The organism is Rhodococcus sp. GXMU-t2271, from assembly GCF_041414735.1.
GTDB classification, from domain to species: Bacteria; Actinomycetota; Actinomycetes; order Mycobacteriales; family Mycobacteriaceae; genus Rhodococcus; species Rhodococcus indonesiensis.
Genome location: NZ_JAUIZP010000027.1, coordinates 223,073 through 243,663, shown reverse-complemented (window position 1 = coordinate 243,663; position 20,591 = coordinate 223,073). Strand labels below are relative to the sequence as shown.

The 20,591-nt window shown below is 68.3% G+C and carries 18 protein-coding genes, 2 tRNA genes and 1 pseudogene; 10 read left to right on the top strand and 11 right to left on the bottom strand.

What is annotated here, in order from left to right; genetic code table 11:
- Nucleotides 1-263: 263 nt before the first annotated feature.
- Complete coding sequence (locus QYS60_RS11145) at nucleotides 264-1,655, top strand: wax ester/triacylglycerol synthase family O-acyltransferase (protein ID WP_371383159.1); 1,392 nt, start codon at nucleotides 264-266, stop codon at nucleotides 1,653-1,655.
- A gap of 59 nt (nucleotides 1,656-1,714) precedes the next feature.
- Complete coding sequence (locus tag QYS60_RS11140; protein ID WP_371383158.1) at nucleotides 1,715-2,083, top strand: carboxymuconolactone decarboxylase family protein; 369 nt, start codon at nucleotides 1,715-1,717, stop codon at nucleotides 2,081-2,083.
- An 8-nt stretch (nucleotides 2,084-2,091) separates the two neighbouring features.
- Here QYS60_RS11140 and QYS60_RS11135 read toward each other — a convergent pair.
- Nucleotides 2,092-2,165 (bottom strand) — tRNA-Gly (locus tag QYS60_RS11135).
- A gap of 137 nt (nucleotides 2,166-2,302) precedes the next feature.
- Between QYS60_RS11135 and QYS60_RS11130 the strand changes: the two genes are divergently transcribed.
- The 5 genes from QYS60_RS11130 (at nucleotide 2,303) to clpX (ending at nucleotide 6,905) form a co-directional block, all read left to right on the top strand.
- A tRNA-Pro gene (locus QYS60_RS11130) sits at nucleotides 2,303-2,379 on the top strand.
- A 99-nt stretch (nucleotides 2,380-2,478) separates the two neighbouring features.
- Nucleotides 2,479-3,855, top strand: coding sequence for a trigger factor (tig, locus tag QYS60_RS11125; protein ID WP_369292756.1), 1,377 nt, complete (start codon nucleotides 2,479-2,481; stop codon nucleotides 3,853-3,855).
- A gap of 181 nt (nucleotides 3,856-4,036) precedes the next feature.
- The gene (locus QYS60_RS11120) at nucleotides 4,037-4,663 is read left to right on the top strand and encodes an ATP-dependent Clp protease proteolytic subunit (RefSeq protein WP_003938127.1); all 627 of its coding nucleotides are present in this window, start codon (nucleotides 4,037-4,039) and stop codon (nucleotides 4,661-4,663) included.
- A 49-nt stretch (nucleotides 4,664-4,712) separates the two neighbouring features.
- Nucleotides 4,713-5,399, top strand: a complete 687-nt coding sequence (locus QYS60_RS11115; RefSeq protein ID WP_003938128.1) for an ATP-dependent Clp protease proteolytic subunit — start codon at nucleotides 4,713-4,715, stop codon at nucleotides 5,397-5,399.
- A gap of 228 nt (nucleotides 5,400-5,627) precedes the next feature.
- Nucleotides 5,628-6,905, top strand: a complete 1,278-nt coding sequence (gene clpX, locus QYS60_RS11110; RefSeq protein WP_003938129.1) for an ATP-dependent Clp protease ATP-binding subunit ClpX — start codon at nucleotides 5,628-5,630, stop codon at nucleotides 6,903-6,905.
- 128 nt (nucleotides 6,906-7,033) lie between these two features.
- Here clpX and QYS60_RS11105 read toward each other — a convergent pair whose 3' ends face one another.
- Nucleotides 7,034-8,377: an MFS transporter gene (locus QYS60_RS11105; RefSeq protein WP_371383155.1), complete on the bottom strand. Its 1,344-nt coding sequence runs from the start codon at nucleotides 8,375-8,377 to the stop codon at nucleotides 7,034-7,036.
- Nucleotides 8,378-8,543: 166 nt separating this feature from the next.
- Complete coding sequence (locus QYS60_RS11100) at nucleotides 8,544-9,194, bottom strand: TetR family transcriptional regulator (protein WP_289377776.1); 651 nt, start codon at nucleotides 9,192-9,194, stop codon at nucleotides 8,544-8,546.
- A gap of 100 nt (nucleotides 9,195-9,294) precedes the next feature.
- Between QYS60_RS11100 and QYS60_RS11095 the strand changes: the two genes are divergently transcribed.
- The gene (locus tag QYS60_RS11095) at nucleotides 9,295-10,167 is read left to right on the top strand and encodes a shikimate dehydrogenase (protein ID WP_371383154.1); all 873 of its coding nucleotides are present in this window, start codon (nucleotides 9,295-9,297) and stop codon (nucleotides 10,165-10,167) included.
- Between the two features lie 25 nt (nucleotides 10,168-10,192).
- Here the strand turns inward: QYS60_RS11095 and QYS60_RS11090 are convergent, their stop codons facing one another.
- Nucleotides 10,193-10,834: a TetR/AcrR family transcriptional regulator gene (locus QYS60_RS11090; RefSeq protein ID WP_289377777.1), complete on the bottom strand. Its 642-nt coding sequence runs from the start codon at nucleotides 10,832-10,834 to the stop codon at nucleotides 10,193-10,195.
- Nucleotides 10,835-10,897: 63 nt separating this feature from the next.
- Here QYS60_RS11090 and QYS60_RS11085 point away from each other — a divergent pair, with 63 nt between their 5' ends.
- Nucleotides 10,898-12,073, top strand: a complete 1,176-nt coding sequence (locus tag QYS60_RS11085) for a S9 family peptidase (protein ID WP_003938134.1) — start codon at nucleotides 10,898-10,900, stop codon at nucleotides 12,071-12,073.
- A 16-nt stretch (nucleotides 12,074-12,089) separates the two neighbouring features.
- Here the strand turns inward: QYS60_RS11085 and fdhD are convergent, their stop codons facing one another.
- Both fdhD and QYS60_RS11075 read right to left on the bottom strand, forming a co-directional pair.
- The gene (fdhD, locus tag QYS60_RS11080) at nucleotides 12,090-12,902 is read right to left on the bottom strand and encodes a formate dehydrogenase accessory sulfurtransferase FdhD (RefSeq protein ID WP_371383153.1); all 813 of its coding nucleotides are present in this window, start codon (nucleotides 12,900-12,902) and stop codon (nucleotides 12,090-12,092) included.
- Nucleotides 12,903-12,967: 65 nt separating this feature from the next.
- Nucleotides 12,968-13,318: pseudogene (locus QYS60_RS11075) on the bottom strand (hypothetical protein); the annotation flags it as partial.
- Nucleotides 13,319-13,559: 241 nt separating this feature from the next.
- On the opposite strand from QYS60_RS11075, the gene QYS60_RS11070 reads away from it, so the two are divergent.
- Nucleotides 13,560-14,912, top strand: coding sequence for an ammonium transporter (locus tag QYS60_RS11070; protein WP_003938137.1), 1,353 nt, complete (start codon nucleotides 13,560-13,562; stop codon nucleotides 14,910-14,912).
- A 193-nt stretch (nucleotides 14,913-15,105) separates the two neighbouring features.
- Here QYS60_RS11070 and QYS60_RS11065 read toward each other — a convergent pair whose 3' ends face one another.
- The 5 genes from QYS60_RS11065 to glnT form a co-directional block, all read right to left on the bottom strand.
- Nucleotides 15,106-15,753, bottom strand: a complete 648-nt coding sequence (locus QYS60_RS11065; protein WP_054374234.1) for an XRE family transcriptional regulator — start codon at nucleotides 15,751-15,753, stop codon at nucleotides 15,106-15,108.
- Nucleotides 15,754-15,886: 133 nt separating this feature from the next.
- The gene (locus QYS60_RS11060) at nucleotides 15,887-17,212 is read right to left on the bottom strand and encodes an FMN-binding glutamate synthase family protein (RefSeq protein ID WP_371383151.1); all 1,326 of its coding nucleotides are present in this window, start codon (nucleotides 17,210-17,212) and stop codon (nucleotides 15,887-15,889) included.
- A gap of 34 nt (nucleotides 17,213-17,246) precedes the next feature.
- Nucleotides 17,247-17,990, bottom strand: a complete 744-nt coding sequence (locus tag QYS60_RS11055) for a protein glxC (protein ID WP_371383149.1) — start codon at nucleotides 17,988-17,990, stop codon at nucleotides 17,247-17,249.
- 44 nt (nucleotides 17,991-18,034) lie between these two features.
- Nucleotides 18,035-18,922, bottom strand: a complete 888-nt coding sequence (locus tag QYS60_RS11050; protein WP_003938141.1) for a glutamine amidotransferase — start codon at nucleotides 18,920-18,922, stop codon at nucleotides 18,035-18,037.
- Nucleotides 18,923-18,968: 46 nt separating this feature from the next.
- Nucleotides 18,969-20,330, bottom strand: a complete 1,362-nt coding sequence (gene glnT / locus QYS60_RS11045) for a type III glutamate--ammonia ligase (protein WP_371383147.1) — start codon at nucleotides 20,328-20,330, stop codon at nucleotides 18,969-18,971.
- Between the last annotated feature and the right edge of the window lie 261 nt (nucleotides 20,331-20,591).

Genomic DNA, 20,591 nt, shown 5'->3' with positions numbered 1-20,591 from the left:
TCCATGTTGAGCCAGATGGTGTCCACCGGCCCCATCACTCTGTTCACCACGGATGTCCCTTCTCGAGTGGGCGTCTACGAGTTTTTCATCGGCACGCGGACCGCGGAAGGGTCATTGGCCCTCGGAGCGCGCCGCGGCGACACCCCGCCCTGCTCGAGCAGGGCGGGGTGTCGCCGCGGCGCGCTCCGAGGGCCAATGACCCTTCCGCGGTCCGCGTGCCGATGAAAAACTCGTAGACGCCCACTCGAGAAGGGACATCCGTGGTGAACAGAGTGATGGGGCCGGTGGACACCATCTGGCTCAACATGGACCGGCCCGAGAACCTCATGATCATCGACTCGCTGATGTTCTTCGAGGGGCCTGTGGACTGGTCGCGCGTGGTGTCCCTCGTGCAGCGCCGATTCGTCGACGCCTACCCCGCATTCCGGCAACGCCCGGTGCAGCCGCGCACCCACATCGGGTCGCCGCACTGGGAGGACGACCCGGCGTTCGAACTCGACAACCACCTGATCCGGACGACCCTGCCCCGCAGTGACGACGCGACCCTGCAGCAGTACATCGAGCAGCGGATGCCGGTGCCGTTCGATCGTCACCGCCCCCTGTGGGAGATGCACCTCATCGACGGATACCGGCACGGAGCCGTGGTCTACACCCGGCTCCACCACTGCATCGCCGACGGCATCGCGCTCAACCAGGTGATGCTCTCGATGACCGGCGAGACTCCGGACAGTGACCTCGACGCCCCCGCGGACGCTGAGCCCGAGCACCGTGCCGGCCTTCTCGAGGGCGCGGCCAAACTGGCCGGCACCGCGATATCGACCACCGCCGGTGCCGCATCCGGCGTCGCCCACATGCTGTGGGACCTGCCCAAACTGTTCGATCCGCATGTCCTCGGCGACGCCTTCACCCAGGTCGAACGCACCGGCGAGATCGCGGACAAGCTCGTGCTCGGACCCAAACCGCACACGCCGCTCAGCGGCCGACCCGGAACGGCCAAGCGCGCGGTGTGGTGCGAGCCCTTTCCGCTCGACGACATCAAGCACATCGGTCACGGGACCGGCACCACCGTCAACGACGTGCTCATGGGTGCCGTCGCCGGCGCACTCGCGACGTACATCCGTGAGCACGGCGGCGAGCCGCAGGACGTACCCACGATGGTGCCCGTCAACGTGCGCCCCCTCGACCAGCCCCTCCCGAAGGAACTCGGGAACCAGTTCGCTCTGGTGCTCTTCAAATACCCGTCGGGGCTGGCGACTCCGCTCGAACGCATCGTCGAGACCCATCGGCGTATGGAGGTCATCAAGCACTCACCCGAGGTGACACTCACCTTCGGCTTGATCAAGGCGATAGGGCGGACCGGCCCGGAACTGGAGAGGTTCTTCGTGGACTTCTTCTCCGACAAGGCCATCGGAGTCACCACCAACGTTCCCGGCCCGACGAGCGACCGATACCTGGGAGGGGCGAAGATCCGCGGTGTGCTCGCCTGGGTGCCCGGCGCAGGTGAGCAGACCCTGGGCGTCTCGATCTTCAGCTACAGCGGCAAGGTCCGGGTCGGATTCAAGGCGGACGCGGACCGGGTGCCCGATCCCGAGAATCTCGTCCGCGCCTTCACCGACGAGATCGACGGGCTGCTGCGGCTCTCGCATGCTGTGTGACGCGCCCTGAATCCGCCGATTCGGCGCCCGCGCCGGGTGTGGATGTCTACCGTCGGCTCATGGGCGAGCACGGGCACTACCGGGAAATCCTCAACAAATTGAATCCGCAGCACCGCGCGCTGCGCGCCGCGATCCCCGAGGTCTATCAGGGTTTCAACGCACTGAGCAAGGCCGCCTTCGCCCCCGGAGCCCTCGATACCAAGACCAAGGAACTGATCGCGCTCGCCATCGGCGTCGTCGACGAATGCGACGGCTGCATCGCCTCCCATGCGCGCAGCGCCGTCCGTGCCGGGGCGAGCAGACAGGAGGCGGCCGAGGCGATCGGCGTCGCATTCCTCATGCAGGGAGGTCCCGCGACGATCTACGGTTCGCGGGCGTACACCGCGTTCTGCGAATTCGCCGACGCCGAGGAACAGCGAGACCGGTGACGGTCCGGTGGAGGGGATGACGGGAATCGAACCCGCGTAGCCAGTTTGGAAGACTGGGGCTCTACCATTGAGCTACATCCCCATGCATGCGATCGACCCGGGTTTCCGGGTCCGCCGCGTGCAGGAACAGACTGTACCCAACCTCGCTTTGGATTTCATAATCGGGGGGCCGTAGGATTCTCCCGCGGGTCCCCGGAAGGTTCCGGGTGCCGGTGTCGACGGGATGTGGCGCAGCTTGGTAGCGCATCCGCTTTGGGAGCGGAGGGTCGCAGGTTCGAATCCTGTCATCCCGACCAGGAGGAACCGGGTGGGACCGCGCACCCGGCGACAGCTTGATCGAACGACACACGAGCACGAACAGAACGACACACGAGCACGACAGAAGGAGCATGTCCGTGAAGAGCACCGTCGAGCAGCTCAGCCCGACGCGAGTCCGTATCAACGTTGAGGTGCCCTTCGAGGAGCTCCAGCCTGATTTCGACCGCGCGTTCAAGGCTCTCGCCAGCCAGGTCCGACTTCCCGGCTTCCGGCCGGGCAAGGCTCCGCGCAAGCTGCTCGAGGCCCGCGTTGGGCGTGGCGCCGTGCTCGAGCAGGTCGTCAACGACGCCATCCCGGCCCGCTACAGCGAGGCCGTGACCGCCAACGAGGTCAAGGTCCTCGGCCAGCCCGAGGTCGACATCACCAAGCTCGAGGACAACGTCGAGCTCGTCTTCACCGCCGAGGTGGACGTCCGGCCGGAGATCACCCTGCCCGACTTCTCCTCCATCGAGGTCACCGTCGATCCCGTGGAGATCACCGACGAGGCCGTCGAGGAGCAGCTGCTGTCCCTGCGTCAGCGCTTCGGCACCCTCACCGGTGTCGAGCGGCCGGTGCAGGACGGTGACTTCGTGTCCATCGATCTGTCCGCGACCGTCGGCGGCGAGGAGGTCCCCGAGGCCTCCACCACCGGTCTGTCCCACGAGGTGGGTTCGGGTCAGCTCATCGACGGCCTCGACGAGGCGCTCGTCGGCATGTCCGCGGGCGAGTCGAAGGAGTTCACCACGACGCTGGTCGCCGGTGACCACGCCGGCGACGAGGCCGTCGTCACCGTCACCGTGAACAGCGTCAAGGAGCGCGAGCTGCCCGCCGAGGACGACGAGTTCGCCCAGCTCGCGAGCGAGTTCGACACCCTCGACGAGCTCAAGGCGGATCTGCGCGAGCGGGTCTCCCGGGTCAAGAAGGTCGAGCAGGCCGGTCAGATCCGCGACAAGGTTCTCGACGTGCTGCTCGAGACCGTCGAGGTGCCGCTGCCCGAGGCTGTCGTCCAGGCCGAGATCGACGGCGCCCTGCACGACGCCATCCACGCGCTCGATCACGACGAGACCAAGCTGAACGAGCTCCTCGAGGAACAGGGCTCGAGCCGCGAGGAGTTCGACAAGGACACCCGTGAGTCGGCCGAGCGTGCCGTGAAGGTGCAGCTGCTGCTCGACGCGATCGCCGAGGCCGAAGGCACCACCGTCGAGCAGGAAGAGCTCACCGAGCGCATCTTCTTCCAGGCGCAGCGCTACGGGATCCCGCCGGAGCAGTTCATCCAGCAGATCGGCCAGGCGAACCAGCTCGGCGCCGTCTACGCAGACGTCCGTCGCGGCAAGGCCCTCGGCAGCGTCGTGGACCGCGCCACCGTCACCGACACCAGTGGCGCCACGGTCGACACCTCCGAGCTGTTCGGCACGAAGAGCAACGACGAGTCCGCGGACGCCGAGGCTTCGGCCGGCGAGGGCGAATCCGAGTAGCCGGTCGAGATCCGTTGCCGCACCGCGCGATTGCACGCGGGGCGTGGCAACGGTCCGCCACCGGGTACACCGAGTGGAAATTTCCGCTTTGAGCGAAGTGGGGCGGCACCGGGCATCCGGTGCCGCCCCACTTCGTTACTGTCAGTGTCAGCAATCCACGATTGACGAGAAGGCAGGTACCGTGACTCCTCAGAATCCGGCGACATCCATCGGTCCCACGATGACCTCGGCCACCGCTGGGCTCAACCTCAGCGACTCGGTCTACGAGCGGCTGCTGCGCGAGCGGATCATCTTCCTCGGTACCCAGGTCGACGACGACATCGCGAACAAGCTCTGCGCGCAGATCCTGCTGCTGTCCGCGGAGGATCCGACTCGCGACATCTCGCTCTACATCAACTCCCCGGGTGGATCCGTCACAGCAGGCATGGCGATCTACGACACCATGAAGTTCGTCGAGTGCGACGTGGCGACCTTCGCGATGGGTCTGGCTGCCTCCATGGGGCAGTTCCTGCTCTCGGCCGGCACGCGGGGCAAGCGGTACGCCCTGCCGCACGCGCGGATCATGATGCACCAGCCGTCCGCCGGCATCGGCGGTACCGCCAGCGACATCGCGATCATGGCGGAACAGTTCGCGCACACCAAGCGGGAGATGGCGGAACTGATCGCCGAGCACACCGGCCAGACCGTCGAGCAGATCACGAAGGACTCGGACCGCGACCGCTGGTTCACCGCCAAGGAAGCGCTCGAGTACGGCTTCGTCGATCACGTCGTCTCGCGGGCGCAGCAGGCCGGCGGCACCGGCAACTAGTTCCGAGCCCCCCGATCCGCTCTACGCCCCACGAATTCCTGGAGAAGCGATGACCAACCTGTTCGATCCGCGCCAGCTCGGCGGCCAAGCTGCTGCCGCCCCGGGGGGCACCGCCCCCGCATCCCCGGCGAGCCGCTACATCCTGCCTTCGTTCATCGAGCATTCGAGTTACGGAGTCAAGGAGTCCAACCCGTACAACAAGCTCTTCGAGGAACGGATCATCTTCCTCGGCGTGCAGGTGGACGACGCGTCCGCAAACGACGTCATGGCTCAGCTGCTGGTGCTCGAGTCGCTGGACCCCGACCGCGACATCACGATGTACATCAACTCGCCCGGCGGCTCCTTCACGTCACTGATGGCGATCTACGACACCATGCAGTACGTGCGTGCCGACATCACCACCGTCTGCCTCGGCCAGGCCGCATCGGCGGCGGCGGTATTGCTCGCTGCCGGTACCCCCGGTAAGCGGCTCGCCCTGCCCAACGCCCGCGTGCTCATCCACCAGCCCGCCACCGGCGGCATCCAGGGCCAGGTGTCCGACCTGGAGATCCAGGCAGCGGAGATCGAGCGCATGCGCCGCCTGATGGAGACGACGCTGGCCAAGCACACCGGCAAGGATCCCGATCAGATCCGCAAGGACACCGACCGCGACAAGATCCTCACCGCCGCGGAGGCCGTCGACTACGGTCTGATCGACAACGTGCTCGAGTACCGCAAGCTCTCGGCCCAGAAGTAACCGCCTCGGCCCGGCCCGGAGTGCGCCCCGCGCGCCTTCGTGGCCGGGCCGGTGTGCTCGCGCGGCATTGCCGCTGCGCCGCACAAATAATGGCCCGAATCGCCCGGAACCGGTCGACCGCCGTCGCTGTCTCCGGGTACGGTCGTTCCAAGGGCCCGCTCCCCGGACCGGCGCTGTCGGCGGTCGCGGGATCGGTTGCACGCTCACGAGGAAGTAGGGACCTGACAGATGGCACGTATCGGTGACGGGGGCGACCTGCTCAAATGTTCTTTCTGCGGAAAGAGCCAGAAGCAGGTCAAGAAGCTCATTGCGGGCCCAGGGGTCTACATCTGCGACGAGTGCATCGACCTGTGCAACGAGATCATCGAGGAAGAGCTGGCCGAGTCCAACGAGGTCAAGCTCGACGAGTTGCCCAAGCCGGCCGAGATCCGCGAGTTCCTCGACAACTACGTCATCGGGCAGGACTCCGCGAAGCGGACCCTCGCGGTGGCGGTCTACAACCACTACAAGCGCATCCAGGCGGGCGAGAAGGCGCGCGACACGCGCGGCGAGTCGGTCGAGCTGGCCAAGTCGAACATCCTGCTGCTCGGACCCACCGGCTGCGGCAAGACGTACCTGGCGCAGACCCTCGCGAAGATGCTGAACGTGCCGTTCGCGATCGCCGACGCCACCGCGCTGACCGAGGCCGGCTATGTCGGTGAGGACGTCGAGAACATTCTCCTCAAACTCATCCAGGCGGCCGACTACGACGTCAAGCGCGCCGAGACCGGGATCATCTACATCGACGAGGTCGACAAGATCGCCCGCAAGAGCGAGAACCCGTCCATCACCCGCGACGTGTCCGGTGAGGGCGTCCAGCAGGCGCTGCTGAAGATTCTCGAGGGCACCCAGGCGTCGGTGCCGCCGCAGGGCGGGCGTAAGCACCCGCACCAGGAGTTCATCCAGATCGACACCACCAACGTGCTGTTCATCGTCGCCGGTGCCTTCGCCGGACTCGAGCGGATCGTCTCGGACCGGGTGGGCAAGCGCGGAATCGGCTTCGGCGCCGAGGTGAAGTCGAAGGCCGAGATCGATACCACCGATCACTTCGCCGAGGTCATGCCCGAAGACCTGATCAAGTTCGGGCTCATCCCCGAGTTCATCGGTCGTCTGCCCGTCGTCGCCTCGGTGACGAACCTCGACAAGGATTCGCTCGTGCAGATCCTGTCGGAGCCGAAGAACGCGCTCGTCAAGCAGTACGTCCGGCTCTTCGAAATGGACGGGGTGGAACTCGAGTTCACCCAGGACGGTCTGGAAGCCGTCGCGGACCAGGCGATTCTGCGTGGTACCGGTGCCCGCGGTCTGCGCGCCATCATGGAAGAGGTCCTGCTGCCGGTGATGTACGACATCCCGAGCCGCGACGACGTCGCCAAGGTGGTCGTCACCGCCGAAACCGTCAACGACAACGTGCTTCCCACGATCGTGCCGCGCAAGCCCGAGCGCGAGCGTCGCGACAAGACCGCCTGATCGCGGAATACGAGTAGGCCCCGGCACATGTGCCGGGGCCTACTCGTATGCGCGGAACCTGTACGACCGAATGTCACATCGCATCGATGTGATCGACGCGATGTGACATTCGGTCCCTACGGGAAGGGTCAGATCCGGTTGCCGAGCTCGCGCAGCGGGGTCCGGAAGGTCTCCTTCGCGGACAGTGCGGAGACCGCACACACCAGGCAGGCGCCGGAGGTCAGGATCGCGACGGGCAGCCAGTTCGTCGGGTCGCCGCCCATGAGCGCGGTGCCGATGGCGGGTGCGAAACCGGCGATGGCGAAGCCGAGCTGGGTTCCGATCGCCATACCGGAGTAGCGGACCTTCGTGTTGAACATCTCGGCGTAGAACGACGGCCAGATCGCGTTGGGTGCGGCGTAGAGGAGACCCATCAGGACGATGCCGGCGGCGAAGATCAGCGCGACGTTGCCGGTCGAGATGGCCTGGAAGTACACGAAGACGAACACTGCCGAGCCGAGGACGCCGGTGACGAAGACGGGCTTACGGCCGACCCGATCCGACAGAGCGGCGAGGGCGGGCTGGCTGAACAGGGCGACGGCGTTGGCGGCGATCGCGACTGCGAGCATCGTCGACTTGGCGATGCCCACTTCGTCGCTGGTCGCGAACGCCAGGCCGAAGACGGCGAAGATCGTGCTCACGACGGCGACGAAGGCGCAGAAGACCACGCGGGCCAGGTTGGCGGGGTGGGTTCGCAGCAGGTCGGCCACCGGCAGCTTGGCGACGTCGTCGGCCTTCTTGGTCTCCGCGAACTCTTCCGGCTCCTCGAGCTTGAGGCGCATGATGTACGCGGCGACGAGCACGAGCAGGCTGCCCCAGAACGGGACGCGCCAGCCCCAGCTGTAGAGGATGTCGTCGGGCATGGCCGCGACGGGTAGGAACACCAGGCTGGCGAGGATGAAGCCGGCCTGGGTGCCGTTGAGGGTCCAGCTCGCGAAGAATGCCCGACGGTTCTGCGGGGCGTGCTCGAGGGTCAGCGAGCTGGCGCCGGACTGCTCGCCGGCGGCGGAGATGCCTTGGAAGATGCGCATCAGGACGAGCAGTGCGGGCGCCAGTACGCCGATCGACTCGGCGCTGGGGATCAGGCCGATGCCGAAGGTGGCGACACCCATCAGGATGAGGGTGAACAGCATGACGTTCTTGCGTCCGACCCGGTCACCGAAGTGGCCGAGGACCACGGCGCCGAGGGGCCGCGCGACGTAGGCGACGCCGAAGGTCGACAGGGAGAGCAGTGCCGCGTGCCCGCTGTCGGGGAAGAACACCGTCGGGAAGATCAGGGCAGCGGCGGAGGCGTAGATGTAGAAGTCGTAGTACTCGAGCATGCTGCCGAGAAAGGCCGACGACGCCGCGCGCTTGACCTTGGTGGTGTCGTGCGGGCGGGCAGCGGTCGTCATACCGGAATTCTCCGGTGTGTCGAGGGTGTGCGCGGTCATCGCGTCTCCTGTGCGGAAAAGATGGGGGATGTTCGAGATACGAACCCGGGTTCGTTCTGCGTCGTTCCGAATGTAGGCGCCATCACACGCCCACCGCAAGATGTATGAACTAGATAGTTCATAAATTTTCGGGAAGCGCGCCGACACGCTGCGGCGCAGGGGCCCGTCAGTCGGGCGCGGTCGTCAGGTAGGCGACCACGAGATCGCCCAGCATCCGCCGGTGCCGGGTCCGCAGTTCGTCCGTGGCGAGGTCCTGGTCGAACAGTGCCTGCCAGGTGTACCGGTTGGCGGTGCGGAAGACGCAGAAGCTGCTGATCACGAGGTGGATGTCGAGAGCGTCCACGCCGTCGCGGAAGATTCCGTCGTCCCGGCCGCGTTCGAGGATGCCGGTGAGCACGTCGACGGCGGGCGCTCCCAGGCCGGCGAGCCGGGTCGACCGTCGGATGTGCTCACCGCGGAGCATGTTCTCGTTGGCGACGATGCGAATGAAGTCGGGATGCTGGTCGTGATGGTCGAACGTGGCCTCGGCCAGCGTGCGGATGGCTTCCACGGGGCCGAGGTCTGCGAGGTCCAGCTCGCGTTCCTGGGCGCGGATCGTTCCGTACGAGTTCTCGAGGACGGCCCGGTACAGGCCCTCCTTGTCGCCGAAGTAGTAGTAGATCATCCGCTTGGTGGTCTGCGTGCGCTCGGCGATCTCGTCGACCCGGGCTCCCGACAGCCCCTTGTCCGCGAACTCCGCCGTGGCCACCTCGAGGATGTTCTCCCTGGTGAGGTCGCTGTTGCGACGGCGTCGGCCGGTGGTCTGCTCGGTTGCCATGGCGCCACCTTAGCGACCGGGTGTTGTGTCGGCCCCGCCCTGGCCGTACGCTACATCTTGTAACTCACTAGTTCGTACATTGCGCTGGGAAGGGCCCGCCATGACCGACTCCATCCTCTGCGGCCTCATCGGAACCGGCATCGGTGCGTCGCTGACCCCGCCCATGCACGAGGTGGAGGGTGCGCGGCAGGGGTTGCGCTACGTCTACAAGATCATCGACCTCGACGTGCTGGGTCTGGCGGTGGCCGATCTGCCGCGGCTGCTCCGCTCCGCGCACGACCTCGGCTTCCGCGGTCTGAACATCACCCATCCGTGCAAGCAGGCGGTCATCGAGCACCTCGACGACCTCTCCCCGGAGGCGAGCCGGCTCGGTGCCGTCAACACCGTCCTCTTCGACGGAGGCCGGGCGATCGGGCACAACACCGACTGGTCCGGATTCGGTCGCAACTTCGACCGGGGCCTGGGCGGTGTCGCCCTCGACAGAGTGGTCCAGCTCGGCGCCGGGGGAGCCGGTGCGGCGGTCGCCTACGCGGTGCTCACCCGCGGGGCGCGCGAGTTCACCGTCGTCGACCCCGACCTCGTACGAGCCACCGCCCTGCGTGACAAGCTGACCGTGTTGTTCCCGGGCGCCGACGTCGGTTCGGCGACGCCGGACGAGCTGCCCCGGCTGCTGGCCGCCGCCGACGGCCTCGTCCACGCGACGCCCGTCGGCATGGCCGCCCACCCCGGGACGGCCTTCGATCCGGCGCTGCTGCGTCCGGACCTGTGGGTCGCCGAGGTCGTCTACCGGCCCATCGAGACCGAACTCGTCCTGCGGGCCCGGGCGCTCGGCGCCCCGACGCTGACCGGGGCGGGCATGGCGGTCTTCCAGGCCGTCGACGCATTCCGCATCTTCACCGGTGTGGAACCCGATGCCGATCGGATGCTCGCGCACATGACCTCGCTGATCGAAGCGGAGAAGGTCGCCGTCTGACCCGGACCTCCCGGGGACGCCCCGGTCACCGTCCGGGCACGCGGAGCATCGCACATGCCAGGTCGACGATCTCCGACTCGAACGCCCCCAATTCCGGCGCTTCCCCCACGTCGTGGGCGCGTTCCCAGGCGGCGTAGGAGCCGATGACGAACCGCACCGTCAGGCCGACCCGGCGCTGGGCCTCGGCCTCTGCCAGCTCGAGACTGTGCACGATCGCCTCGAACAGGGACGTGAGCACTGCGAGCGACTCGTCGGTCGGGTAGTAGTCCGCACGGGACGCGTTCGCGGCGGGGACTGTCAGGAACTCCAGTGGCGCCACGGCGAGCCACTGCTCGTTGAACCGTGCCCAGTAGCTGGGGCGGCCGCGGGCGACCTCGGTCGTGAGCGGGTGGACGTAGGCGAAGACCAGTCGTTCCAAGTGTGGCGGTGTGTCGAGGCGGGCAGCGTCCACGAGGGCGGCCCGTTCCGCGTTGACCCGCGGTGCATGCCGGGTCCACACCGCATCGAGCAGTCCGTGCCACGATCCGAAGTGGTACGCGATGGCCGAATTGTTGCGTTGGCCCGCAGCTTTGACGACCTCCCGCGCCGAGACACCGTGGATGCCGCGGTGCGCGATCAGTTCCTCCGCGGCGTCGAGTAGAGCGAGACGACCCGTTGACACGACCATGACGTCCACTGTACTAAGAAGCTCAACTTTCCATTTAATACGAGCATCTTAACGGAGGAACTCGTGGCTGGTCTTTCCGGTAGGCGCGTCGTCGTCGCGCTCGCTCTGTCCTCGATGCTGGCTGCAACGGCGTGTTCGGAGGCGGAGCAGCCGCCGTCCGAGCGCGCGCCCGGTGCACTCGTCAGCTCCCGTCCCCTGACCACCGCTGCGGCACTGCCCAGTGCGGCGCGTACCGAACTGATCACCTACCTGTCCGAGGATGCGGCCGGCCGCACCATCCTCGTATCCGGGACGGTCGCCGTCCCCCGCGGCGATGCTCCCGACGGCGGGTGGCCGGTGATCAGCTGGGCCCACGGCACCACCGGTGTCGGGGACGCGTGCGCCCCGTCCGCCGACACGGTCGGCGGACCCGCACACGGCTACCTGTCCCGCACCACCGCCATGCTCGATCGGTGGGTCGCGGACGGCTACGTCGTCGTGCAGACCGACTACGAGGGTCTCGGCACACCCGGCGGCCATCCGTACATGAACGGCGACAGCGCCGCGAACACCGTCGTCGACATCGTGCGTGCGGCCCGCGAAGCCGACCCCGCCATCGGCACCCGATGGACGGCGATGGGGCACAGCCAGGGCGGGCACGCCGCGCTGTTCACCGCCGCGCACGGCGCCGAACGCGCCCCCGAACTCGAACTGCAGGGAGCGGTCGCCTACGCCCCGGGCAGCCGCACCAGCGAGACGGCCGCCTACTTCGAAACCGGCGGTCCGGGCATCGCACAGGCTCTGAGCTTCCTGCCCGTTCTCCTGCTCGGCGCCGAGGCCGCCGACCCGGACATCTCCGCCGACGCGATGCTCACCGACGCCTCCCGCCCGCTGCTCGCGGCGGCACGCACCGGATGCATGGACGACGTGCGCGCCGCGGCCGCAACCGTGCCGGTGGACCAGGTGTTCGCACCCGGCGCCGACGTCGGTCGCTTGACCGAGTACTTCGCCACGCAGGAGCCCGAGGCCTTGACGCTGACCGTGCCGACCCTCGTCGTGCAGGGGACGACCGACGTGCTCGTGTCCCGCCAGGTCACCGACGAGGTGACGAAGTCCCTGTGCGGCAACGGATCCTCGCTCTCGTACGAGGTCTACGACGGTGCCGACCACCGCGGCGTGCTCGAGGCCGCCCACGACGACGTGCGCTCGTTCGTCGAGAAGGTGAGCTCCGGCGAGGCGCCGGCGGCGGTCTGCAGCTGACGGGCGTGCCGTCGATTCACGCGACGGTGCCGGTGTAGACGTTCATCGAGTCGCCGCGGAGGAAGCCGACCAGTGTCAGGCCCGCCTCCGCGGCGAGATCGACCGCGAGCGACGACGGGGCCGACACCGCGCCGAGCGCCGGCACCCCCGCCATCACGGCCTTCTGCACCAGCTCGAAGGACGCCCGGCCGCTGACGACGAGCACACTGTCCGACAACGGGATCCGGTTCTCGGTCAGTGCCCAGCCGAGCACCTTGTCGACCGCGTTGTGCCGGCCCACGTCCTCCCGCAGTGCCAGCAGAGCGCCGTCGGGGGTGAACAGCGCTGCCGCGTGCAGGCCCCCGGTGCTCTGGAAAACCTTCTGCCGCTGCCGCATCCGGGGAGGCATGCCCACCAGGGCGCGGGCGGAGATCGTGAAGCCGTCGGTCAGCGGGAACCGGGTACGGGTGCGCACCTGATCGAGGGACTCCTTCCCGCACACTCCGCACGCGGAACTCGTGACGAAGTTACGTGCGCCCGCCCCGTCCGGCACCGCGACGCCGGGCGCGAGCTGCACGTCGAGCACGTTGTATGTGTTGGCGCCGGTGTCGTCGACCCCGTCGCAGTAGCGCACCACGGCGACGTCCTCTCGGCCCCCGATGATGCCCTCCGCGAGCAGGAAGCCGTGGATGAGTTCCACGTCGTGTCCCGGGGTCCGCATCGTCACCGTGAGGGCGCGGCCGTCCAGGCGGATCTCGAGCGGTTCCTCCACCGCGAGGCTGTCCGGCCGGCGTGCCTGCCCGTCCGCGGTGATCCGCAGGACGGCCCGGCGGGTGGTGACGCGTCCCATCAGTCGGTCCCGGCCGGTTCGAGCCGCACGACAACGGCTTCGGAGACCGCGGTGTCGGGCTTCGCGGGCATGTTGTCGGTGCCGTAGCTGCGGATCGGCAGGTGGTAGAGGAACGCGGCCTCCTTGCTGGTGCGACCGGAGGTGTAGAAGACGGCGTGGTCCGGGGTGGTGCCGTTCTCGCAGAACTCCGCGGGTTTGCGATGGCCGGGGGTCTCGGGCCGTGCACTGCCCGGGCAGTCGAAGCCATGACGCTGGTTCGGACGCGGCAGCGTCGCGGCGGTGCGGGCGACGCCCCTCCGTTCGCAGGCGTGCTTCAGTGACACCAGGACCGCCGGGACGCCGGCGGCATGGTCCTTCGGCTCGGTGAGGTCGAGGCCGGATTCCACGATGTCGTGCAGCGAACCGTGTCGCGTCATGTGTCCATCCTCACCCGCGGGAGATGCGTCTACCGGTTCGAACGCTACCGGGCGTGGCCGAGCGAGCGCTGGGCGGTCGCGGTTCCCGAGGGGGCGAGCCGCCGTTACACGAAGTTCACCGGCGACTCCCACGCTCATTACACAGCAGGTTCACTCTCAGGTGACGGTGATTAACAACATAAGACAGTCACCGCGACACGTACGAGGGGCGATCCCTCGGGACTGAACAAGGTGGACACCTATGGAAGAGGCAATCGCTGCCGCCGACACCGCCTGGATTCTCGCGGCCTTCACGGCGGTCTCGCTGATGGTTCCCGGGCTCGCGCTGTTCTACGGCGGCATGGTGAGCGTCCGCAGCACGCTCAACATGATCATGATGACATTTGCAGGATTCGCGCTGGTCGGAGTCCTGTGGGTGCTGTTCGGCTACTCGGCCGTGCTCGGAAACTCGCTCGGCGGTGCCGGACTGCTCGGCAACCCCCTCGAGTATCTCGGGCTCGGCCAGCTGCTCGAGGCGCCGGCCGAACCGGGACTGCCCCCGGCCCTGATAGCAGGATTCCAGCTGCTGTTCGCGGGTATCACCGTCGCCCTGGTGTGCGGCGCCCTCGCCGACCGCATGAAGTTCTCGGCCTGGATGGTGTTCGCCGGGCTGTGGGCGGTGCTGGTGTACTTCCCCGTCGCACACTGGGTGTTCGCGTTCGACTCGGAGGACGGGTCGATCGTCGGCGGTTGGATCGCCAACACCCTCGGCGCGGTCGACTTCGCCGGCGGCACCGCCGTGCACATCAACGCCGGCATCGCGGCGCTCGCCGTGATCCTCGTCCTCGGCAAGCGCCGCTCGTTCCTCAATCCGCCTCGGCCGCACAGCCTTCCGCTGACCGTTCTCGGCGCCGGCATCCTGTTCTTCGGCTGGTTCGGCTTCAACGGGGGTTCCGCGCTCGCCGCGAACAACAGTGCCTCCGTCGTGGTGCTCAACACCCTCGCCGCGGCGTGCGCCGGCATCTGTGGCTGGCTGATCGTCGAAAAGCTGCGGGAGGGCCACGCCACCACCCTCGGTGCGGCGTCCGGCCTCATCGCCGCCCTCGTCGCGATCACCCCGGCCTGCGGTGCGGTCTCGCCGATCGGCGCGCTCGTCGTCGGTGCCCTGGCCGGCGCGCTGTGCTGCTTCGCGATCTCGCTGAAGTTCCGCCTGGGCTACGACGACGCGCTCGACGTCGTGGGCATCCACCTCGTCGGCGGCGTCCTGGGCACGATTCTCATCGGATTGCTGGCCGTGCCGGCGGCGCCGAGCGGTGCCACCGGGCTGTTCTACGGCGGCGGATTCGGCCTGCTGGGCACCCAGACCGTCGCCGTGCTCGCGGTGCTGACCTATTCCTTCGCGGTCACCTGGATCATCGCCAAGGGTCTCGACCTGGCCATGGGCCTGCGCGTCGACCCGGAGACCGAGTACGAAGGCCTCGACGTCGTCGTGCACGGCGAAACCGCGTACGTCCTCGACGCGGTGGGATTCTCCGGCACGTCCCGCCCGGAGGCGGCGTCGGTGGCCGAGGCCGCGACGGCCCTCACGTCGAAGGCCGCCGCCGAGAAGATCTGAGCGAAAGAGCCGGCCGAGCGAGGCCCCCGCTCCGGCGGGGGTCTCGTCGGCGTGAGCGGGAGGTTCTCCCGACGAGCGGGCGGTGGGGGCGGTCGGCACCCGCGAAACGCCGCGACCTGCTCCCGCTCGGGGCGAAAACCTCCCGCTCGGGGCGAAAACCTCCCGCTCGCCGTTCTCCCGATCGCCGCGGCGGTCAGTCCTGGTGCTTGTCGGGATACGCGGTGACGGCGAGGAACCGGATCGGCAGGGTGACGAGTTCGTTCGGTCCGTGGATGCCCTCACCGTCGAGCAGCAGGGCGTCGCCCGGCTGGAGCCGGTACTCGGATTCGCCGTGCCCGTATACCATCTCGCCCTCGAGCATGTAGAGCAGCTCGGTTCCCGGGTGCTGGAACAGGGGGAAGACCTCGCTCGCGTCGGTGAGCGTCACCAGTACCGGCTCGAGCCGCTTGTGCTGACCCCGCAGCGTGCCGAGCAGTTCGTAGTGGTGCCCGACGCGGGTACCGCGGCCGACGATCTCCGCGCCCTGCCCGGCCTTGACGAACACCGCCTCGCGTTGCGCGTCCGCGCCCCGGAACAGCGACGTCACCGGGACGTCGAGACCTGCCGCCAGGCGAGCGAGGGTCGACAGGCTGCACGATGTCTGGGCATTCTCGATCTTCGACAGCATCGCCTTGGAGATGCCCACCTTCGCGGCCATGTCGCCCACGGAGAGCCCGCTGGCGATCCGCAGCTTGCGGACCTCGCGGGCGATGGCGCGTTCCAGGTCCACCCCGGTCGGGGTGTCGCGCGGGACCTCCCGGCCCGGCGCGTCGTGCAGTACGGGACGCTCGGGACTGCTCATGTCCTCACTGTACGTGTTGTTTCCCGACAGTGGACGGTCGTGCGGGGGCGCACATGCGAAAGCGAGCGAATGTGCCTTGCCGTCGGACAGGCCGACAGTAAGGCACATTCGCTCGGTGGGAGGCGGGAGCGGCTCAGAAACCTCGGCCGGGAATCCAGTCGGTGCCGGCCAGCGGCACGCGCGCCATGGCGGCCGACTCGAGCGTCAGGGCCACCAGGTCCTGCGGCTCGAGGTTGCGCAGGTGCGACTTGCCGCAGGCGCGCGCAATCGTCTGGGCCTCCATGGTGAGCACGCGCAGGTAGTTCGCGAGGCGGCGGCCGCCCTCGACCGGATCGAACCGGGCCTGCAGGTCCGGATCCTGTGTGGTGATGCCGGCGGGGTCCTTGCCGTCCTGGAAGTCGTCGTAGAACCCGGCGGCCGAGCCGAGCTTCTCGTACTCCGCCTGGTATCGGGGGTCGTTGTCGCCCAACGCGATCAGCGCTGCGGTGCCGATCGCGACGGCGTCCGCGCCGAGGGCCATGGCCTTGGCGACGTCCGCGCCCGAGCGGATGCCGCCGGAGACGACGAGCTGCACGCCGCCCGGGGTGCGGTGCATCCCCAGCTCCTGCAGCGCCTGCACGGCCTGCGGGATCGCGGCGAGCGTCGGGATCCCGACGTGTTCGATGAACACGTCCTGCGTGGCCGCCGTGCCGCCCTGCATGCCGTCGACGACGACGACGTCGGCGCCGGCCTTCACGGCGAGCTTGACGTCGTAGTAGGTACGGGTCGCGCCCACCTTCACATAGATCGGCTTCTCCCACCCGGTGATCTCCCGCAGCTCGATGATCTTGATCGCGAGGTCGTCCGGACCGGTCCAGTCGGGGTGCCGGCACGCGCTGCGCTGATCGATCCCGACCGGCAGGGTGCGCATTCCGGCGACGCGCTCGGTGATCTTCTGACCGAGCAGCATGCCGCCACCCCCGGGCTTGGCTCCCTGGCCGAGGACGACCTCGATCGCATCGGCCTTGCGCAGGTCGTCCGGGTTCATCCCGTAGCGCGACGGCAGATACTGGTAGACGAGGTGCTTGGACTGGCCGCGTTCCTCCGGCGTCATTCCCCCGTCGCCGGTGGTGGTGGAGGTGCCGACCTCGCTCGCGCCGCGCCCGAGCGCCTCCTTCGCCCGGCCGGACAGCGCCCCGAAGCTCATCCCGGCGATGGTCACCGGGATGTCCAGGTGCAGTGGGTACTTCGCGTGCCGGTCGCCGAGGACCACGTCGGTCTCACACTTCTCGCGATAACCCTCGAGGGGGTATCGCGACATCGACGCGCCGAGGAACAGCAGGTCGTCGAAGTGCGGAAGCTTGCGCTTGGCGCCCCATCCACGGATGTCGTAGATGCCGGTGTCGGCGGCACGCTGGATCTCGTGGATGACGTTGCGGTCGAAGGTGGCCGACTCACGAAGTCCGGGCTGGAAGGTCATGGGAGTCTCCTGGGATGCGGTGCGGGCGGTGCGGTCAGTACGACGAGGCGTTGTCGACGTGGAAGTGGTAGAGCCCGCGGGCCGAGCCGTAGCGGGTGAACTCGGCCGGGTCGGCGTCGAAGCCGGCCGTCCGGAGGAGGTCGCGCAGTTCCTCGAGGTGCTCGGGCCGCATCTCCTTCTTCACGCAGTCCGCGCCGAGGGAGGCGACGGTGCCGCGCACGTAGATGCGTGTCTCGTACAACGAATCTCCGAGGGCCTCACCGGCGTCGCCGAGGACGACGAGCCGTCCGGCCTGTCCCATGAAGGCGCTCATGTGGCCGATGCTGCCGCCGACGACGATGTCGACGCCCTTCATGGAGATGCCGCAGCGGGCGGCGGCATTGCCCTCGATCACCAGAAGCCCGCCGTGGGCCGTGGCACCGGCGGACTGGGAGGCGTCCCCCGTGACCCGCACGGTGCCCGACATCATGTTCTCGGCAACCCCGACCCCGGCGTTGCCCGCGATGGTGACGGTCGCATGCTTGTTCATTCCGGCGGCGTAGTAGCCGACGTGGCCTTCGATGCGCACGTCGATCGGCCGGTCGAGCCCGCACGCGAGGGCGTGCTTGCCCTGGGGATTGGTGACGGTCACCGACGCGGGTGCCTCGGTGGCCTGCAGTGCGGCGTTCAGTTCGCGCGTGGTGGTGACGTCGAGGTCGTACGTCGTGGTGGCGGCAGGGATCTCGGCAGGCAGGGTGTCGGCAGGCAGGATCTCGGCAGGCAGGGTTTCGGCAGGCATGGTCGTCTCCGGCGTCGAGGAGGTGGGGGAAGCGTCGGTGCTGGTCAGCGGTGCCATACGTAGACCCGCTCCGGCTCGGGTTCGAAGATGTGGGCGTCCGCGATGCCGGGCAGACCGGCGAGGGCCCGGAACTCGGAGGCCATCGCGACGTACGCGTCGGTCTCGGCGACGATCGCGGGCTTGCACGCGATCGGGTCGCGCACGACGGCGAAGGAGTCGGACGTCGACACGAGCAGGGTGTAGAACCCGTCGAAGCGGTCTCCGAGCAGCCGCAGGGCCTTCTCGAGGTCGGCGCCCTCGGCGAGGTGCTTGGCGACGAATCGCGCCCCGACCTCGGTGTCGTTCGCGCTGTCGAACGCCACCCCCTCGGCCTCGAGTTCCCGCTTGACCGACAGGTGGTTGGAGAACGAGCCGTTGTGCACCAGGCACTGATCCGGGCCGACGGCGAACGGGTGCGAGCCGGCGGCGGTGACGGCCGATTCGGTGGCCATGCGGGTGTGGCCGACGCCCTGCCATCCGGAGGCGACGGGGATCCCGAAGCGCTCGGCCAGCGCCACCGGGTCACCCATGCCCTTGAGGACGGTGACGTCGTCGCCGAAGCCGATGAGCGTGGCGCCGGGATCGACAGCGCGGACGGTGTCGGCGAGCAGCTGCGCCGGAACCGGCGCGTGCAGCACCGTGGTGGGTGCCAGGTCGATGCCGGTCACGCTCACCCCGAGTGCGGCACCGACGGTGGCGGCGAGGTCCGGGGCGGCGCCGAGCAGGGACACCGAGGTGTGGCCGGCGGGGGAGAAGGTGGGGTCGCCGTAGAGGGCGACCCCGGCCGAATCCGGCCCCCGGTCGACCATCTGGCCGAGCATGCCGGTCAGCAGGCTGCCCAGGCGGGGGGCGAGGGCGGCGTCACGCAGGTGAAGCCCGACGATTCCGCACATGGGTCGTCTCTCCTTTTCGATCGTCGTTCGCGGTGACCCGAACGGGTCAGAAGGCGGTCAGGTAGCTGTCGATCTCCCACGCGGTCACGGTGTTGTGCCAGTGGAAGAACTCCTCGCGCTTGAGGGCGGCGAAGTATTCGGCGACACCCGGGCCGGCGGCATCGAGGGCGCCGGTCACGACGGGGTCGGCGGTGAGGGCGTCCATCGCGTGCAGCAGGGTCATCGGCAGCGTCTCCGGATTCGGGGTGCCGCCGGGTGCACCGGGATCGAGCCTGCGGTCGATGCCGTCGAGGCCCGCCGCGACGGCTGCGGCGGCAGCGAGGTAGGGGTTGGCCGAGCCGTCCCCACCGCGCAGCTCGACGCGGTTGCCGTCCGGAACACGCAGGTAGTGGGTGCGGTCGTTGCCGCCGTAGGTGGCGTGCCGGGGCGACCACGTCGCGCCGGAGCTGGTCGCGGTGGCTCCGGTCCGCTTGTAGGAGTTGACGGTCGGGGCGATCACACCCTGCAGGGCGCAGGCATGGTCGAGGATGCCGGCGATGAACGCGTACGCGGTCTCGGACAGCCCGAGTCCGCGGGGGTCGTCGGCATCGGGGAACGCGGCCCCGTCCGCCCGCCACAGCGACAGGTGCATGTGCATGCCCGAACCGGTGCGGTCGGCGAACGGCTTGGGCATGAAGGTCGCGGTCATGCCGCGTTGCTCGGCGAGCACCGAGATCAGGTAGCGCAGCGTGACCACGCGGTCGGCGGTGGTCATCGCGTCGGCGTAGTGGAAGTTCTGCTCGAACTGCCCGTTGCCGTCCTCGTGGTCGTTGGCGTAGTTGCCCCAGCCGAGGGAGTTCATCGCCGCGGAGATCGAGGTCAGGTGTTCGTACATGCGGGTGACGTCCCGGGCGTCGTAGCAGGGCTGGCGCGAGGTGTCGAGGACGTCGGCGGTGCGCAGCGTCCCGTCCTCGTCCCGCCGGACGAGGAAGTACTCGATCTCGGCACCGACTTTGACGGAGAGGCCACGCTCGGCGGCCTTGCCCAGGACCTGCTTCAGGATCACCCGAGGGGCGTAGGGCCAGGGCTTGCCCTCGACGTGGGGGTCGCAGTGCACCAGCGCGAGGCCCGGACGCACGAACGGGATCGGCGTGAAGGAAGTGGGGTCCGGGAGTGCGACGAGGTCGGGATCCCTCGGGACCTGACCCATCGCTCCGGCGGCGTAGCCGGCGAAACCGACCCCGTCGGACTGGAGCTCGTCGACCGCCTCGACCGGGACGAGCTTGGCGCAGGGCTTTCCGGCGAGATTGGTGAACACCGCGAGGATGAAGCGGGTGTCGGTGGCGCGGGCGAGAGCGGCGAGATCGGCGGCGGGGGCGTCCGTGGAGGATAGACGCATCACGGGGAGGTCGGTGGCTTCGAGCGTCATGGGTGCTCCTGAGGTCCGGCTGCGAAGTTTCATACTGTGAATCGCTGTCGAATGAAATGAAACATAGCATGCATGACGACCGTGTTACGTGGTCGTGAGTTTGTGGTGACGGTCCGGCCCGGCCCGCCGGAGTTCCGCCGAATCGCGAATTTCCCTCGGACCGAGAGGATTCGGTTACACGCGTTAACGCGACCGCAACCGCCCGGGGTGTTTCATCTCATTACTGTCTGTTTCACGTCAGCGATCGACGTTCTTCTCACC

Coding starts and splice junctions, on each gene's coding strand:
- QYS60_RS11140 (WP_371383158.1), top strand. CDS start 1,715: ATGGGCGAGCACGGGCACTACCGGGAAATCCTCAACAAATTGAATCCG.
- QYS60_RS11115 (WP_003938128.1), top strand. CDS start 4,713: ATGACCAACCTGTTCGATCCGCGCCAGCTCGGCGGCCAAGCTGCTGCC.
- clpX (WP_003938129.1), top strand. CDS start 5,628: ATGGCACGTATCGGTGACGGGGGCGACCTGCTCAAATGTTCTTTCTGC.
- QYS60_RS11105 (WP_371383155.1), bottom strand. CDS start 8,377: ATGACCGCGCACACCCTCGACACACCGGAGAATTCCGGTATGACGACC.
- QYS60_RS11100 (WP_289377776.1), bottom strand. CDS start 9,194: ATGGCAACCGAGCAGACCACCGGCCGACGCCGTCGCAACAGCGACCTC.
- QYS60_RS11095 (WP_371383154.1), top strand. CDS start 9,295: ATGACCGACTCCATCCTCTGCGGCCTCATCGGAACCGGCATCGGTGCG.
- QYS60_RS11090 (WP_289377777.1), bottom strand. CDS start 10,834: ATGGTCGTGTCAACGGGTCGTCTCGCTCTACTCGACGCCGCGGAGGAA.
- fdhD (WP_371383153.1), bottom strand. CDS start 12,902: ATGGGACGCGTCACCACCCGCCGGGCCGTCCTGCGGATCACCGCGGAC.
- QYS60_RS11070 (WP_003938137.1), top strand. CDS start 13,560: ATGGAAGAGGCAATCGCTGCCGCCGACACCGCCTGGATTCTCGCGGCC.
- QYS60_RS11065 (WP_054374234.1), bottom strand. CDS start 15,753: ATGAGCAGTCCCGAGCGTCCCGTACTGCACGACGCGCCGGGCCGGGAG.
- QYS60_RS11060 (WP_371383151.1), bottom strand. CDS start 17,212: ATGACCTTCCAGCCCGGACTTCGTGAGTCGGCCACCTTCGACCGCAAC.
- QYS60_RS11055 (WP_371383149.1), bottom strand. CDS start 17,990: ATGCCTGCCGAAACCCTGCCTGCCGAGATCCTGCCTGCCGACACCCTG.
- QYS60_RS11050 (WP_003938141.1), bottom strand. CDS start 18,922: ATGTGCGGAATCGTCGGGCTTCACCTGCGTGACGCCGCCCTCGCCCCC.
- glnT (WP_371383147.1), bottom strand. CDS start 20,330: ATGACGCTCGAAGCCACCGACCTCCCCGTGATGCGTCTATCCTCCACG.